Below are 15,372 nucleotides of genomic sequence, written 5' to 3'. Positions count from 1 at the left end.
CCACATTCAGTCCAGTGTTATCAATTCCAGATCCAGCAGCGCCGAGCCCAGGCACTTGCCGTGCGCATCCAGCGCCAGCGAGCGAGTCACCCCGCCACGCAGAATCCCCGGCAGCACAAAGTTCAACGCCTGCACGTTCGGCAATTCATAGCGTCGAACCGGTGCCGCACCCGGCTCCAACAGCCCGGCGAAGTACGCAGCCACACGCTCGGCCGTGAGCTGCTCACGCAGCAACGGATAATCCTCGGCGCGATAGGCAATGATTGAGACGTTTGAGGTGTCGCCCTTATCCCCGGTGCGGGAATGGGCCAGCGTGTGCAGTTTCATGCTTCGATCCTCGGGTTGACCGCGTCACGGGGCAGCAGCAACGAGGCCACCGCCACCACTTGCCGTACGCTTTTGCTGGCACCGCCGCCGCCGGACGGGCCGTTGGTGTAAAGGGTTTCCACTTCATTACCGACGCGCACCGCGTCCCCTCGGTCTTCACAACGCGCCGCCACGCGCAGACGCACTTCCCAGGGCTCTACGCTGCTGCGTGGACCGTGGAGCGAGTCCATGCCAATCAGTTCGGCGCGTAGGTCTTGCATCTTCACACCCATCAGTTCCAAACGCTTGAGTACGACATCCCGCGCCAGTTGCGCCCGTGCGACTGCACCCGGGCCGCCGTAGGACATCTGCCCCTCACCGATCCAGCCGTCGAGATAACCGACGCTGACCTTCAGTTGCTCGGGTCGCGCACGGCCATTGGCCCCTTGGGCACGCACGCGATCAACCCCCTCTTCGACGAACCCCACCTGGGAAAAATCCGCCGTCACGTCCGGCGTCAGGTACGCCGCCGGATCATGCACTTCGTAGATCAGTTGTTCGGTACACGTCGCGCGGCTGACCCGCCCACCGGAGCCCGCAACCTTGGTGATCACGGCCTCACCGTCGGCATCGATCTCGGCCAACGGGAAACCCAGGCGCGCCAAATCGTCCACATCCTTGAAACCAGGATCGGCAAAATAACCACCGCTGACCTGCCCTGCACACTCCAGCAAATGCCCGACCAATGTGCCACGGCCCAGGCGCAGCCAATCGTCCGCCGTCCAACCGAACTCAAACATCTGCGGGGCCAGGAACAACGACGGATCTGCCACGCGCCCGGTAATCACCACGTCCGCCTCGGCGTGCAACGCATCAATAATGCCGTCGACACCCAGGTAGGCATTCGCGGAAATCAACCGCTCACCCAGTGAGCCAACGGTCTGTCCGTTATCGAGCACGTGATCGGGCTGCAGCACTGACAACACGTCGTCACCCACCACAGCAACAACGTTGAGGCTCAACCCCAATTCACTGGCAATCCGCCGCACTTCAAGCGCCGCCGACACCGGGTTGGCCGCGCCCATATTGGTGATCACGCGCAAGCGACGACGCGCGGTCTGCCTTCCAACAAACGGCAACACGCGGCGCATGCGCTCACTCAGCAACGGATCGTAGCCACCCTGTGGATCGCTGATACGGGCCTGTTGCGCCAAGGCGATGGTGCGTTCGGCCAGGCATTCGAACACGAGGTAATCCAGGTCACCGTGTTCGGCCAGTTCCACGGCAGGTTCGATGCGGTCGCCGGAGTAGCCGGCGCCGGAACCGATACGCAAGGTTTTCATCTCAGATCACTCCCAGGAGCAACGCAGTCAGGGTCATCAACACTGACGCGGCAAACAGAAAAGGGATGGTAAAGCGCTGGTGATCGGCCAGTTCGATCTTGCACAGGCCCACCAACAGGAAGGTCGCAGGGGTCAGCGGGCTAACCGGGAAACCGGTGGTGTGCACGCCCAGCAACGAGGCTTGGGCCACTTGCAGCGGGTCGACGCCCAAGGCCTTGCCGACTTCGGCGATCACCGGCATCACGCCGAAATAGTAGGAATCGGGGTCAAACAACATGCTCAGCGGCATCGACAGAAAGCCCACGACTGCCGGGATCAGCTTTCCGTGGCCGGCCGGAATCTGCGCCACCGCCACTTCGGCAATCGCCTTGAGCATGCCGGTGCCTTGCATGATGCCGGTGAACACCCCGGCGGCGAGCAGGATGCTGGCCATGGTCAGGGCGGTTTTCGCATGGGCGTCGATGCGGGCACGCTGGGCGTCGACATTCGGGTAGTTGATGCACAGCGCCACCACGGTGCCGAGCATGAACATCACCACCGGGTCGACCCAACCGGCAATCATCACCACCATCACCAGCACAGTGAGGATCAGGTTGACCCAGAACAGGCGCGGCCGACGCAGCTTGATGTCGTCGTCGCTGAGCACCCGTTGCGGCATCGCATCCACGCTGGAGCCAGCGCCCAGGCCCAGGCGTTTTTCTTCACGCTGGCCGAGCCACCAGGCACAGGCGAAAACAAAGATCAGGCCGACGATCTGCACCGGGATCAGCGGTTGGAACAGGTCCGCCACGGGCACATGCAACGCTGCCGAAGAGCGCAGCACCGGTCCGGTCCAGGGCAAAAAGTTGACGCCGGCGGCCATAGCGCACACACAGGCGAGGATGCGTTTGTCGATCCCCAGCCGCGTGTACAGCGGCAGCATCGCGGGCACCGTGACCAAAAACGTTACCGCGCCGGAACCGTCCAGATGCACCAGCAGGGCCAGGGTCGCGGTACCGACGACGATGCGTGTTGGACGCGTCCCGACCGTACGCAGGATGCGATCAATGATGGGGTCGAGCATGCCGGCATCGGTCATGATCCCGAAAAATAGAATCGCAAACACAAACATGCCCACCACCGGGGCGACGTTCTTGATCCCCGTAATGATGAAGGCACTGGTTTGCAGGCCGAACCCGCCGAGCAGCGCGGCGATGATCGGCAAGGCGATCAGGGCCACCAGTGGTGAAAGGCGTTTGCTCATGACGGCAGCGAGCAGGCACAGGATGGTAATGACACCCAGGGTTGCGAGCATGGGTTACTCCAGAGCGGCCTTTTTGGCCGGTTATTGTTTTCCCTGGAGTATTGGAAGCGCGTTACTCTTTGTAAATTGGAATATTCACCACCGTATGTTCGGAAAAACAAAATGAAGCCGCGCCTATGAAAAATAGCATCCAGCATATTCAAGCCTTCCTCGCAGTCGCCCGTACCGGCAGCTTTACCAAGGCGGCCAATGAGCTGCATCTGTCGCCTTCGGCACTCACGGTTCAAGTTCAGCAATTGGAAGATTGGCTGGGTGTCACCCTGCTCGACCGCAGCCCGCGCCATGTCAGCATCACCGCTGCCGGCCATGAGGCGCGTGGCCCCATGGAAAAATTGCTGCTGGACCTGGACAACATTGTCACCGGCTCGCGCGACCTCGCCGCCCTGCGCCGAGGGGTGGTCACCATCGCCGCCCTGCCCTCAGTGTGCGCTGGCACTTTACCGCCGGCCTTGCGCCTGTTTCGCGAACGCTTCGCCGGCATCGAAGTACGGTTGCATGACCTGGTCGCCCACCGCATTCATGCCCAGGTGCGCGCAGGGGAAGTGGATTTTGGCATCGGCGTACGTGCACGACTCAGCCATGGACTGGATTTTCTGCCGGTGCTGAATGATCGGTTGTGTGCGTTTGTACCGCTGGATCACCCCCTCGCCCACCATCGCCAGTTGACCTTGGAGCAATTGGCAGACCAGCCGATCATCCTCACCGGGCGCGACAGCAGTGTGCGCGAGCACGTGGATGCGCTGTTTGATGAAACCCGGCTGACGCTGAACGCCGGCATGGAGGCCAACTACATGTCGACGGTGCTGGCGTTGGTGCGCCAGGGGCTGGGAATCAGTGTGCTGCCGGAGTCGGCGGCGGACAGTCTGGAAGGGTTGAAACGCATCAACATCGATCATCCCGGAGTGAACAGGGAGATCGGGTTGATCAGTCGAAGCGGGATGGGGCTGAGCCCGGCGGCGCAGCGGTGTTTTGAGCTCCTGAGCCAGACACTGCCCGGCTGATGCACTATCACGGCTATGGCGTGTATTTTCCCTGCTGGCACTGGCGCGTTTCGGCAAACTGAATCGGCCACCCACCGGCGCACAACACGAGATTTAAGACATGGAAGAAACACTGATACTGGTGGACGGGAACGATCGTCAAATCGGTACTGGTTTAATGCTGCAGGTGCACCGTGAAGGGCTGCTGCACCGAGCGTTTTCCATTTTCATATTCGACCACAAAGGTCGGCTGCTCCTGCAACGGCGCGCTGCCGGCAAATATCACTCCGCGAACCTATGGACGAATACGTGCTGCGGGCATCCGCGCCCCGGCGAAGAGACTGAACACGCCGCCCATCGACGGCTCGGTGAAGAGATGGGTTTGGCCTGCCCTTTGCGTGAGGTCATGACGCTGACCTACCAGGCCCGCGTCCCAGGGAATTTGATCGAGCATGAGTTCGATCATATTTATATCGGCACGTTTGATGGCGAACCGCAGGCCAACCCAACCGAGGCCTCTGAATGGCGCTGGATAGAAATCCCGGCCTTGCAGCAGTGGGTCGACACCGCGCCCGAAGCGTTGACCGCCTGGTTCAACGTCATCCTCGCTCACCCGGCCTGTCGGCTGGAAGACTGGCGACTGCAGGCCATGATGCAAAATCCCCGCGCGCCTTTCGCGTACCAGGATGAAATCCTTCCCCAGGTATCGCGCACGTTTGCCTTGACCATTCCTCAATTGCCGGCCGAACTTCGCCCGGCAGTAGCTAATGCCTATCTGCTGTGCCGAATGGCAGACACGATAGAAGACGAACCCGGTCTCACGTCCGCTCAAAAACGCTATTACCAACGTCGGTATTTTGAGGTGATCAGTGGCCAGGGGGACGCAAAATGCCTGAGCGATGAATTGACTCAGCACCTGACGGAGCAAACCCTTGCAGCCGAGCGCGAGCTGATCAGACATATGCCTTTGATATTGGCCGTTAACGACACGCTCAATCCGGCCAAGCGAAGGGCGATCCTTGATTGCCTGAACATAATGACCGCAGGGATGGCCGAGTTTCAGGACAAGGCCGGTCTACAGGGATTGGCTACACGCACGGAGTTGGACCGCTACTGCTATTACGTAGCGGGCGTTGTCGGGGAAACACTAACCGAGTTTTTCATCGACTTTGAGCCGCAACTGTCAACGCAACGCGAAACCCTGAAAAACCTGGCACGCTCATTCGGCACCGGGTTGCAGTTGACCAATATTCTCAAGGATCAGTGGGAGGATCGCTCCCGGGGAGTTTGTTGGCTGCCGCAGGATCTACTGGCCGAATATCATCTGCAGCCTTGCGTTTTGCAGGCCGGAGTCCGTGATCCCAAGCATGTCCAAGTTGTAGGGCAAATGGTTGGCACCGCCAACGCTCACTTACAGCGAGCGCTGCAGTTTGCGTTGCTGATCCCAGCCAGGCATCCAGGTATTCGTCGGTTCATGGTCTGGACCATCGGCCTGGCGTTGCTGACACTGCGCAACGTCCAGGCACACCCGGAGGCCCCCTCGAAGGTATCCCGCGCAGAAGTGGCCTGGATCATGGGCCTGACTCGATTATCCCAGCGCTCTGACACAGGCCTGCGATGGCTTTACACACTCGCTGCGCGCCAATTGCCTTTCACCGCGCTTGCGCCCGAGCAGCCATCGCCCCCAAATCCATAGCCTGTCAGTCCAGCATTGCCACGTGCTTGGGATGGCTGGCCACGCGCTTCAACCAGGCCTGCACAGCCGGGTACGGCGCTAAATCAAAACCACCTTCATGGGCCACATGGGTGTAGGCATACAGCGCGATATCGGCAATCGAATACTGCTCGCCCACCAGATAGGGCGTGGTTTGCAGTTGCCGCTCCATCACCCGCAATGCCTTGTAGCCGCCTTTGTGGGTGGTTTTGTATTCCTCAAGGCGATCCTCTGGCATGTTCAGGTAAAGCTGAATAAACCGCGCTACCGCAATGTAGGGCTCGTGGCTGTACTGCTCGAAGAACTGCCATTGCAACACTTGCGTGCGCAAACGCGGTTCGATCGGCAAGAACTCGCTGCCGTCGGCGAGGAAGTTGAGGATCGCGTTGGATTCCCACAAGCAAGTACCGTCTTCCAGTTCCAGCACGGGGATTTTGCCGTTGGGGTTCTTGGCCAGGAATTCGGGGGTTTCGGTGTCACCCTTGAGGATGTCCACATCCACCCATTGGTACGGGACGCCCAAGAGGTTAAGCATCAGTTTGATCTTGTAGCAGTTGCCCGACTTGTAATCGCCATAAACCTTATACATGGGGCTCCCCTTATGCCGCTTGCGCGTGCTGTGCTTGACGGACCACCGCGGCCAGGCGCTTGAGACCTTCGTCCAGGCGGGCCGGGTCGATATGGCTGAAGTTGAGTCGCAACGAGCCGAGGTGTTGGTCCGGCTCGGAAAAGAACGGTTCACCGGGCATGAACGCAACGTTCTGGCCCAGCGCTTGGGCCAATAAGGTGCGGGTATCCAGCGGCTGTTTCAAGGTCAGCCAGAAGAATAATCCGCCCTGAGGCACTTGCCAGTCGGCAAGATCGCCAAAATGGCGCTCCAGCGCGGCCTGGAATGCATCGCGGCGCTGGCGGTAAAAACTGCGCAGCTCCACCAGGTGTTGTTGGTATTTTTCGCTGCCGATCCATTGCATCGCCTGCCATTGGCCGACGCGGTTGGTGTGCAGGTCCGCCGATTGCTTGAGCTTGAGCAGGTGCGGGAACAAGTCCGGGCTGGCGATCAGGTAGCCGACCCGCAGGCCAGGCAACAATGTTTTGGACACGGTGCCGGTGTAGATCCAACTGGCCTTTTGCAGGCGACTGACGATGGGGCGCGCACTGCCGCCGTCGAAGGTCAGTTCGCGATAAGGCTCGTCTTCGATCAGGGTCACACCGAACTCATCGAGCAACGCGGCGACCGCCTCGCGCTTGGCCTCGCTGTAGCGCACGGCCGACGGGTTCTGGAACGTGGGGATGAGGTAGATAAACGCCGGGCGATGGCGTTCGAGGCTGGCGCGCAATGCGCTGAGGTTCGGCCCGTCGGCTTCCAACTGGACAGTGAGGCATTCGGCGCCGAACAGTTGGAAGATCTGCAACGCCGCGAGGTAGGTCGGGCCTTCCAGCAGAACCTGCGTACCTTTGTCGATATACAGCTTGGCCGCCAGATCCAGGGTTTGCTGGGAGCCACTGACCACCATGACCTGGCTGGCCTCGCACGGCACGCCCAGCGCCCGCGCCTCGGCGGCCAGTAATTCACGTAATTGTGGTTCGCCTTCGCTCATGCCGTATTGGCCGATATTGAGCGGCATGTCATCCCAGTTCAGCGCAGGCAGCATGGCTTCGGCCGGCAGGCCACCGGCGAACGACATCACTTCCGGACGCTGGGCTGCGGCGAGGATTTCACGGATCAAGGAGCTTTTAAGGCGCGTAACACGTTCGGAGAAGGCCATGGAGGTCACCGCTAGCGAAGGCTGTGGGAAATACGTCAAACTGGTTGACCGAAATTACGACAGCTTGAGCGGATACGTCAACATGCTTGACCTTAAAAATCAAAACAGCCAGCAACAGGCCATGGAAGCGTTCTTCTTCGGCTACCAGGCATTTACCGCCAAGGCTGACGAAATGCTCGAACGTCGAGGCCTGAGTCGAGTGCACCAGCGCATCGTGTTTTTTATCTCGCGCTACCCGGCCTTGAGCGTGAAAGAGCTGCTGGAGTTGCTCGGTGTGAGCAAACAGGCGCTGAACATTCCGCTGCGCCAATTGCAGGAAATGCACTTGGTCGACAGCGTCGCGTCCGAGACCGACAAGCGCAAACGCTTGCTGGAATTGACCGAGGAAGGGCTGCGTTTTGAGCAGTCATTGCGCCGTGAACAGGTGAAGCTGTTGCAACGAGCGTTCAATGAAGCCGGGGAAGAGGCTGTGAATGGATGGTTGGCGGTGAACCAGGCACTGTCTGGTCAGCCGTAATCCCTGTGGCGAACGGGCCGGTTGTGGCGAGCCCGCTTGCCTCACGAGTTGCCTTTCATCTCTTTCGCACACAAAATAGAAAACATTATTTGCTTTCTTTGTATACAAAAGCATAATTCGCTTCGTGCGAGTTCTTGACCTATTGGTCAACAAAGCCCGCCAGTACCTCAAAGCGCTGTTGCCCACTCATGTGACCGGCGCTGGAAATAACAATAAAACTCTTGAGGAGTACTCGCTGTGGATAGCCGCAAATCCGAAGCCCCGACGCTGGACCTTGCCCCCTCATCGAACGGCTGGCTGGAACGCCTGTTCAAGCTGCGCCTGCATGGCACCACAGTGAAGACCGAGCTGATCGCCGGCCTCACCACCTTCATCACCATGGCCTACATCATCTTCGTCAACCCCAACATCATGGCCGACGCCGGCATTGATCACGGCGCGGCGTTCGTTGCTACCTGCATCGCCGCCGCACTCGGGTGCCTGCTGATGGGCCTGTACGCCAACTGGCCGGTTGGGCTGGCGCCCGGCATGGGTTTGAATGCGTTTTTCACCTACACCGTGGTCGGCACCATGGGCTACACCTGGGAAACCGCGCTGGGTGCGGTGTTTATTTCCGGGGTGCTGTTTATGGGCCTGACCCTCTCAAGCGTGCGGGAATGGCTGCTCAACAGCATCCCGGTCAGCCTGCGCCATGCCATGGGCGCCGGGGTCGGCCTGTTTCTCGGTGTGATCGGCCTGAAAACCGCAGGCATCATCGTCGAAAGCCCAGCCACGCTGATCAAGCTCGGCTCGCTGCATGAGCCGGCGCCGCTCTTGGCGGCCGTGTGCTTCCTGCTGATCGCGATCCTCAGCTACCACCGTGTGTTCGGCGCGATTCTCATCAGCATCATCGCCGTAACCCTGGCCGGCTGGGGACTGGGCCTGGTGCACTACAACGGCATCCTCTCCACCCCGCCGAGCCTGGCGCCGACCTGGATGGCGATGGACATCAAGGGTGTGTTCAATGTGAGCATGATCAGCGTGGTGTTCGCCTTCCTGTTTGTGCACATGTTCGACACCGCCGGCACGCTGATGGGCGTTGCGCAACGGGCCGGGCTGGTGAAGGCTGACGGCAAGATCGACAATCTGTCCCGCGCCCTCAAGGCCGACAGCGCCTCCAGCGTGTTCGGCGCCATGGTCGGTGTGCCACCGGTAACCAGCTACGTGGAAAGCGCCGCCGGGGTGGCCGCAGGTGGTCGCACCGGGCTGACTGCCGTGACCGTGGGCGTCCTCTTCGTGGCGGCGATGTTCTTCGCGCCGCTGGCCGGTATGATCCCGGCCTACGCCACCGCCGGTGCGCTGATCTACGTGGCGATGCTGATGATGGCGAGCATGGCGCACATCAATTGGGATGAGGCCACCGACAGCATTCCGGCGATCGTCACCGCGATCATGATGCCGCTGACATTTTCGGTGGCCGACGGCATCGCCTTGGGCTTTATCACCTACGTGGCGCTCAAGGCCGGCACCGGAAAATACCGCGAGATTTCCGCCAGCCTTTGGGTGCTGTGCGTGATTTTTATCGCCAAGTTCGTCTTTCTATAACAAGGAGCAAGCAATGAGTCTGGAAACCTGGCTGCTGTTCAGCGGCGCTGCGCTGGTAGTGATCCTGATCCCGGGGCCGCTGTCGTTGCTGATGATCAGCAACAGCCTCAACTACGGCCTGCGCCGCTCGTACCCGGCGTTTCTGGGCGGGGTGTTTGCCTCGATCTGTCTGCTGAGCGCTTCGGCGCTGGGCCTGGGCGCATTGCTGCTTGCGTCGGAAAAGGTGTTCAACGCGCTGAAGATCGTCGGCGCGCTGTACCTGTTCTACCTGGCGTGGCAGAGCTGGCAGCAATCGCGCCAGCCTTCCCAGGGCGCGACAGTGCCCCAGGCTGCGCCAGTGCCGCGCTTTCGCGCGCTGTTTGGCCGGGCCTTTGTGCTGGGGGCCAGCAACCCCAAGGACATCCTGTTTTTCGCCGCCTTCCTGCCGCAATTTCTCAGCAGCCAGCACGCCTTCCTCCCGCAACTGCTGATCATGATCGCCACGTGGACTCTGCTCGACCTGGCCTGCAAGCTCGCCTACGGCCTCGGCGCCCATGGCGCCGCGCGGTACCTGCGCAGCGGCGCGGGCCAGAGCTGGTTCAACCGCATCAGCGCGAGCCTGTTCGGTGGTGCCGGCGTTATTTCACTGGTCAACGCTCGCGCGGGCTCACTTTGACGAAATACACCGTGGGCGGGCGATTGCCATGCCTCGGCCATTGAATGCCGGCCATCATCCGCACGAGGCGCTGTTCGCTCAGCGCCTCCCGGACCGACGCGGCCATGGCGGAAGTCCGATGTTGTTTGATGGCTTGATTGAACCATGCGTGGGTGAGCTTTGACCTGAGCAAGATACTGCCGCGATCCAACCACTGGAAGGTGATGTAGTACAGCGCGTTTGACTGGGGGTGGGTCACCAGCCACTCGGGACTGCGGACCGTGCCGCGCTTTACACTCCACTCCTGCACCCTGAAGCCCTGCTGCTCCAGCGTCGCGCGGGTGGCTGCACCCTGGGCAATCTGCCTCTGAGCCGAATGCTGCGCGCCGCCGGCCTTGAGCACCTCGTCAAGCACGATGGTGGGCGTGAAGTCAACGCGTGTGAAGCCCGGCGCCCGGCCTTCGAAACCGATATAGGTATAGCCGCCGTACCGTTCGGTGGGTCGCAGCATACGCAGCAGGTCATCTGTCTGGCCAAGTTGCACAGGGCTTGGGGTTAACCAGCTGTCCAGCGTTGCGCGCACGTTAAGCAGATGGCTGGCGGTGACTGAACGGGATGAGTCCGCCAACTCGATCAGCCTTGCCACCGCAAAGGTTCGGCTGCTGCTCGTCAGCGTCGGGAAAGCCCTCTCAACCGACGGCTCCAATGGCCCATCGAACAGCGGCGCATGCAGCTGCCATTCGCCCGTTGACGTACGCGACACAGGAATCGGCTGTTCATCAAGGCCGCTGCTGGTCCAGTTTTCGATATCAACGCGAGCCCTGGACACCAGCGGCTCGTTCCTGGAAATAAAGGCCATGTCGCTCAAGGGCACGTGCTCACCCTGATGCAACAACCGGTAGTAGCCAATAGCCGATTGCGTCGGCGTGTCATAGCGGCTCCCGACATAGATGGCATCGTAAGGGAATCCCGGAGGATCCATATGCACATGAAACACGCCGTTCACCGATGACCCGACGCCCACATCATCGGCGCCATGCAGGCGCCAATCGAACCAATGACGGGACGCCACGCTTGAGCGGTGAATCCGTTCCCGGGTCGCAGTGGGTACCACCGGTGGTTGCCAATCCGACTGCGTGGCAGCCGCGCGCCACGGGTTGAGTACTGCCGAGCTCGGGCCGGCGACCGGCGCGTCCGCCCCCAGCAGCCACTCGCCGGGTTCGTGCAGCGTCAGGATTAATTCATCCTGCCCCGCCGCGTCCTTGCTCTTCAGGCGGAAAAAACCTTCACCCTCGCGGCGGTAGACCGGGTAGTGATGCGTTCCGTCCACCACGAAATGCTCGCCGCGCTTCACGTAGACACCTTTTTCACCCGCCCCCTTCAAGGCGATCGCGCCTTGGGGCAGGCCCTGGACGCGAAAGCGTTCCAGGGGTTTGAGCGCCGTACCCGCGCCGGGCAACTTGGGCACGTGCGCGACCTGGCCAAACTCCGAGAACGCTGCGCGATGCAGGCGGTGCAGACCCGTGCCTATCGAGCGCAGCCCCGGACGGGCCAGGTTCCCCGGTTTGAGTTTGGGCCCAGGGACAAAGGTCAGCAGCAGGTCAACTGCCAGGAACACCGCACCAAATGCCACCGCCACCGCGTCCCGAGGGTCGCCCTCGCGGTGATAACGCCGCGACATCAGCAGCAATTCATACAACTGGTTACCCAGGCCGAAGAACGGCACGGCAAGCGACAACAAGGCACGCCGACGGCTATCGCTGCGCTCCTCCAGTCGCTGCTCTCGGTGTTTCTCCAAGGTCTTGCCGGAGTTGCTGATGGCCTGCGCCCGGCGCTGCTGCTCAAGCACCCGCGCCTCATACAACAGGGCGCGAGCGTCCCAGTGTGCGGTCGGCACCAGTACCAGCCAGTTCGTCTGATCACTGTCGATCTGCTCACGGATTTGTTGCTCAATCTGCTCGACAAGCGCCGTGGGTTCCAGGTGCCTGACCTTGAATGAACGCACGAATTCGGCGACGTGCCACAGCCCTTGCAACATGACGAAAGTCGGCACGAAATCCAACGGGCCGGGTAACCGTGACCCCTTGCTCGGTTTGCGGCCGTGGTGGTCGATCGCTTCGAACGCCCAACCGGGCGCGACGTGCCGGGCCAACGCCGTGACATTCGCGGGCAACGAACTCATGCCATTGAGATGCTCGCGCGCCAATTGCAGGCTGGCATATTCGCTAAGGCTGCCTGCCTGCGGCGCGGTGGGCCAATACACCACGCAGGCCTGGGAAATCTGGTCATGGATGACCACGATCCCGGCGATGTAGCGATCATGCAGGAGGGTGTGGCCGGCCAGATGCACCACATAGAGCTGCACGTGATGGCCGTTTCTGCGCAGATCTTCGGGGGCGCGGGCGCCGATCGCCGTATTGAACAGACTCAGCCCCTGCTCGCTTACCCCCTGCCTGAGCGCCGAATAGCGGTCGGCGTCGATACCCGCCCCCAACGCGCGCCTCAACAGTGGCGGAACGCGCCCCTGCTCACGCGGGTCAGGCGAGTGGAACGTGCGCTGGATCAACGCCTCGTACTGGCCGCCGATGTCCAGCGAGGACACCATATTGACCAAGTAGCTGACGCTCAGGCGTTGCTTCCACGCCGGTTGCAGATAGGTGGCGTGCCGGAAGCGCCAATAGGTGGGCCGCATCTTCGGGTCCAGGTTGTGCAGCGCCAGTTGCAGCAGACTGAACTGCGTGCGCGTCGCGCTGGGAGTAAGGGCTTCGTTGCGATCGCCCACCGTGCAGGTGCTTTCCCAGCCACAAAACCTGCCATCGACCTGATCGGGCATTTCGATAAATGGCGTGTCGATGTTCAACTCCGGGTACAGGCCGTCTTCCCGCAAACGCGCGATCAGCAGGTCGCGGGCAAAAGCGTGCACATCGGGCAAGCGCTGCTGGAGGCGCTCTTCATAGGCAAATACGCTGCTCAGGTAACGACCTTGCACACGCTTGAAGCGGTTGACCTGCGCCGCCGTCGCGTCAGTCAGCCACGATGGCAGCTTTTTTTTCGCTTCTGCGGCTTTGCGGACCAGATCAACATGGTCGCGTGCTTGGATCAACGCCTGGTTGGCCGGGGCAAGCAGGTGCTCATGCAGCTCGACCGCGAGCAATTGGCGGCTGAGTTGAGCGTCTTCAATTCCATTGAAAATATTCGCGCTGTGCTGCAGCAGAACATAGCTCTTGAGCAGCCTTTTGAGCGCCAGCAGCAGGGGGTTGCCGTCGATAGCGTGATAGCTCACTTTCAGCGTGCGCGCGGCAACTCGTGCGCGTACGGCTTGACGCTGCTGCCGCTCGACGTAACCCCACAACAGCGACGTATCGCGACTGCCGAGGCTGGCCTCGACGCTGCGGGACAACTCCCCCAGGCTGGAAAACCCAGCCACACCGCCCTCGCGCCCGAGTGCACACAACACCACCGGTTCTCGCCGCTCGGGAGCATCCAGCGCAGCCTGGCGCGTAACCGCAAACACGCTGTGCAGCGGCCAGTCATCGCCCACCCGCACAGACAGCACACGGGTAAGACTGCCCTCGCGCTTGCTGGCCAGCGGTGCATCCAATACTTCGAGCAGCAGGTCGCGATGGGGCGCGCGCAGACGCTTGAGCCGGTGCTGCAGTTGAACTTCAACGCGCAACAGGTCCTTCAGGCCGAGGATATAAGCGCTCGCGCGCTTGAGTTGGCCGCTGGGGCGCTCCCCCCAGTACGCCGCCTCGAACAGCCGCAGTTGCGCGTCCTGCACCTGTGCGGCCAGGGTGTCCTCGTGGGCCTTGAGTTGTGCTTCAAGCGCCACATATTCCAGCCAGGCCGGCGTGTCCACCACCGGGTCGCTGTGATCGAGCAGCGCCATCAGGCCCTTTTCGTAACGCTTGACCTGGCGCAGTGCCGTGTTGATCGCCAGGCTCGACGCGGTGCTGGCGAAGATGATTTCCTGGCGTCGTCGATGCTGGTCCCAGTCCAGCAGCTCACGGCGCAACCGCTCCAGCCGTGGTTTACCGACCCAGTGCCGGCGTGCCCGTTCAATGTAGGCGAGAAAGCGTGTGGCGTTCGTCACCGCAGGCTGGGGCGTGGCGGAAAACACCTGTTTGAGGTTGATCGACACAGCGCAGGCCAGTTCGTTTTCCCATTGCGCGTCCAGTACCGCCTGCGCGCTGTAGGCCAATGCATCGCCCGACAACCGTACGCCGCGACCCGCGGCAGCGGTCGAGGCCGGCTCACACACCTCGTGCCGACGTCGCAGGGGCAGGCATTGCCACAGGTCGTCGAACAGCGCGCCGTTGATCAGCGCCACCAGGGCGCACTGCAATTGGTCGAACGAGGGGTACTCATAAAAGTTGCGCTGCACGCCCGGCAGATACATCACATGGGGCATGCCCATCGGGTCGCCCTCACGATAAATATGCAGGGCGCCAGGGATCGGCATCAACCGCGGCCCGGCGCCAGGCCACATCAACTCGCACGCCTGCACACTGGCCCAACGCTCGCCCGCCCGCTGGCGCGCCTCCACCGTCGGCGCATCCACCAACGCCTGGACCATGACCCGCCCGGCGCTCGACAGCTCGTCCAATTGACGGGCGATGAAGGCCTGGTGGGCGAACAGTTGCTGATGCACCTGCACCCATCGCTCCTGACGCGTCAGCCAGGTGCCGGCAGCCAACCCCTGCCAATAATCGTTGTGCGCCTGGGCGAGCCGGTCAAACAGGTTGAGGCCGATCACCCGGCGCAGCGCCTCCAGGGGCGTGAACGTGAAGCGGCGGTTCGGGTCGTCCTTGTCGCTCAGGGCGGTGAACTGATTGAGGTTGATCGACACCGACGGCAACACCATCAGGCGCAAGGCGCGGTCGGTCAGGCTGTCGGTTTTCTGCGCGACGGCGGGCGGCTTGGGTTCGGTAAAGAGCAGGCGGTCCGGGTCCAGTTCGAATGCTTTGCGCAGCTCGGCACGAACCACCCGCAGCACCCGGGGCGCAGCGCTGATCAGACGGCTGAGGGTAGTCGCCGCTTCGGCGCAGCCCAAGTCCGCCAGCGCGAGTCGATTGACCAGGCGACTGGGATGGAGGCTGCTGTTGATACGCAGCGTGAGCTGGGTACGCAGGGCCTGTAGCGCGTCGTCATCAGGGTCGGTAAGTGAGGTCACGGCAGTGTCTTCGTCGAGGAAAACACCTAGCCTATTGAGCAATCACGCCAAT

General features: G+C 61.6%; 11 protein-coding genes. 5 read left to right on the top strand and 6 right to left on the bottom strand.

Translation table 11 applies throughout. The features are described from left to right. Positions 1-6: 6 nt before the first annotated feature. The 3 genes from ACEN2T_RS04445 to ACEN2T_RS04435 are packed head-to-tail and all read right to left on the bottom strand — an operon-like array spanning position 7 to position 2,943. Positions 7-327 carry an AtuA-related protein gene (locus ACEN2T_RS04445; RefSeq protein ID WP_032888025.1) on the bottom strand — a complete coding sequence of 107 codons (321 nt, stop codon included), beginning with the start codon at positions 325-327 and terminating at the stop codon, positions 7-9. Beyond that, positions 324-1,649, bottom strand: a complete 1,326-nt coding sequence (locus tag ACEN2T_RS04440) for an acyclic terpene utilization AtuA family protein (RefSeq protein WP_099603050.1) — start codon at positions 1,647-1,649, stop codon at positions 324-326. The genes ACEN2T_RS04445 and ACEN2T_RS04440 overlap by 4 nt, the downstream gene beginning before the upstream one ends. A 1-nt stretch (position 1,650) precedes the next feature. After that, positions 1,651-2,943 carry a CitMHS family transporter gene (locus tag ACEN2T_RS04435; protein ID WP_122756975.1) on the bottom strand — a complete coding sequence of 431 codons (1,293 nt, stop codon included), beginning with the start codon at positions 2,941-2,943 and terminating at the stop codon, positions 1,651-1,653. A 125-nt stretch (positions 2,944-3,068) separates the two neighbouring features. Between ACEN2T_RS04435 and ACEN2T_RS04430 the strand changes: the two genes are divergently transcribed. Then, on the top strand, positions 3,069-3,953 hold the full coding sequence (locus tag ACEN2T_RS04430) for a LysR family transcriptional regulator (RefSeq protein WP_122754405.1): 885 nt from the start codon (positions 3,069-3,071) through the stop codon (positions 3,951-3,953). Positions 3,954-4,053: 100 nt separating this feature from the next. Next, entirely contained in the window at positions 4,054-5,628 is a 1,575-nt protein-coding gene (gene idi / locus ACEN2T_RS04425; RefSeq protein WP_442116362.1) for an isopentenyl-diphosphate Delta-isomerase, read from the top strand. Positions 5,629-5,632: 4 nt separating this feature from the next. On the opposite strand, the gene ACEN2T_RS04420 is transcribed toward idi, so the two are convergent. Together ACEN2T_RS04420 and ACEN2T_RS04415 are read right to left on the bottom strand one after the other, a co-directional pair. Further along, positions 5,633-6,235, bottom strand: a complete 603-nt coding sequence (locus tag ACEN2T_RS04420; protein ID WP_032888018.1) for a glutathione S-transferase family protein — start codon at positions 6,233-6,235, stop codon at positions 5,633-5,635. Between the two features lie 10 nt (positions 6,236-6,245). Continuing rightward, complete coding sequence (locus ACEN2T_RS04415) at positions 6,246-7,412, bottom strand: aminotransferase-like domain-containing protein (protein ID WP_122754407.1); 1,167 nt, start codon at positions 7,410-7,412, stop codon at positions 6,246-6,248. An 82-nt stretch (positions 7,413-7,494) separates the two neighbouring features. On the opposite strand from ACEN2T_RS04415, the gene ACEN2T_RS04410 reads away from it, so the two are divergent. The 3 genes from ACEN2T_RS04410 to ACEN2T_RS04400 all read left to right on the top strand — a co-directional run bounded on the left by ACEN2T_RS04410 (position 7,495) and on the right by ACEN2T_RS04400 (position 10,168). After that, positions 7,495-7,929: a MarR family winged helix-turn-helix transcriptional regulator gene (locus ACEN2T_RS04410; protein ID WP_032888098.1), complete on the top strand. Its 435-nt coding sequence runs from the start codon at positions 7,495-7,497 to the stop codon at positions 7,927-7,929. A gap of 237 nt (positions 7,930-8,166) precedes the next feature. Beyond that, the gene (locus ACEN2T_RS04405) at positions 8,167-9,513 is read left to right on the top strand and encodes an NCS2 family permease (protein WP_442116361.1); all 1,347 of its coding nucleotides are present in this window, start codon (positions 8,167-8,169) and stop codon (positions 9,511-9,513) included. A gap of 13 nt (positions 9,514-9,526) precedes the next feature. Next, positions 9,527-10,168, top strand: coding sequence for a LysE family translocator (locus ACEN2T_RS04400; RefSeq protein WP_032888012.1), 642 nt, complete (start codon positions 9,527-9,529; stop codon positions 10,166-10,168). Here the strand turns inward: ACEN2T_RS04400 and ACEN2T_RS04395 are convergent. Beyond that, positions 10,143-15,320, bottom strand: coding sequence for a dermonecrotic toxin domain-containing protein (locus ACEN2T_RS04395; protein WP_442116360.1), 5,178 nt, complete (start codon positions 15,318-15,320; stop codon positions 10,143-10,145). The two genes, ACEN2T_RS04400 and ACEN2T_RS04395, sit on opposite strands and share 26 nt — an antisense overlap. Between the last annotated feature and the right edge of the window lie 52 nt (positions 15,321-15,372).

Source organism: Pseudomonas sp. W22_MBD1_FP4 (genome assembly GCF_052113765.1).
Taxonomy (GTDB): Bacteria; Pseudomonadota; Gammaproteobacteria; order Pseudomonadales; family Pseudomonadaceae; genus Aquipseudomonas; species Aquipseudomonas sivasensis.
Note: the sequence above shows the minus strand (reverse complement) of the source record. Positions and strands in the feature narration are given on the sequence as shown.

What these genes read in the sequence shown, in the direction of transcription:
- ACEN2T_RS04445 (WP_032888025.1), bottom strand. Translation starts at nt 327, where the DNA reads ATGAAACTGCACACGCTGGCCCATTCCCGCACCGGGGATAAGGGCGAC.
- ACEN2T_RS04440 (WP_099603050.1), bottom strand. Translation starts at nt 1,649, where the DNA reads ATGAAAACCTTGCGTATCGGTTCCGGCGCCGGCTACTCCGGCGACCGC.
- ACEN2T_RS04435 (WP_122756975.1), bottom strand. Translation starts at nt 2,943, where the DNA reads ATGCTCGCAACCCTGGGTGTCATTACCATCCTGTGCCTGCTCGCTGCC.
- ACEN2T_RS04430 (WP_122754405.1), top strand. Translation starts at nt 3,069, where the DNA reads ATGAAAAATAGCATCCAGCATATTCAAGCCTTCCTCGCAGTCGCCCGT.
- idi (WP_442116362.1), top strand. Translation starts at nt 4,054, where the DNA reads ATGGAAGAAACACTGATACTGGTGGACGGGAACGATCGTCAAATCGGT.
- ACEN2T_RS04420 (WP_032888018.1), bottom strand. Translation starts at nt 6,235, where the DNA reads ATGTATAAGGTTTATGGCGATTACAAGTCGGGCAACTGCTACAAGATC.
- ACEN2T_RS04415 (WP_122754407.1), bottom strand. Translation starts at nt 7,412, where the DNA reads ATGGCCTTCTCCGAACGTGTTACGCGCCTTAAAAGCTCCTTGATCCGT.
- ACEN2T_RS04410 (WP_032888098.1), top strand. Translation starts at nt 7,495, where the DNA reads ATGCTTGACCTTAAAAATCAAAACAGCCAGCAACAGGCCATGGAAGCG.
- ACEN2T_RS04400 (WP_032888012.1), top strand. Translation starts at nt 9,527, where the DNA reads ATGAGTCTGGAAACCTGGCTGCTGTTCAGCGGCGCTGCGCTGGTAGTG.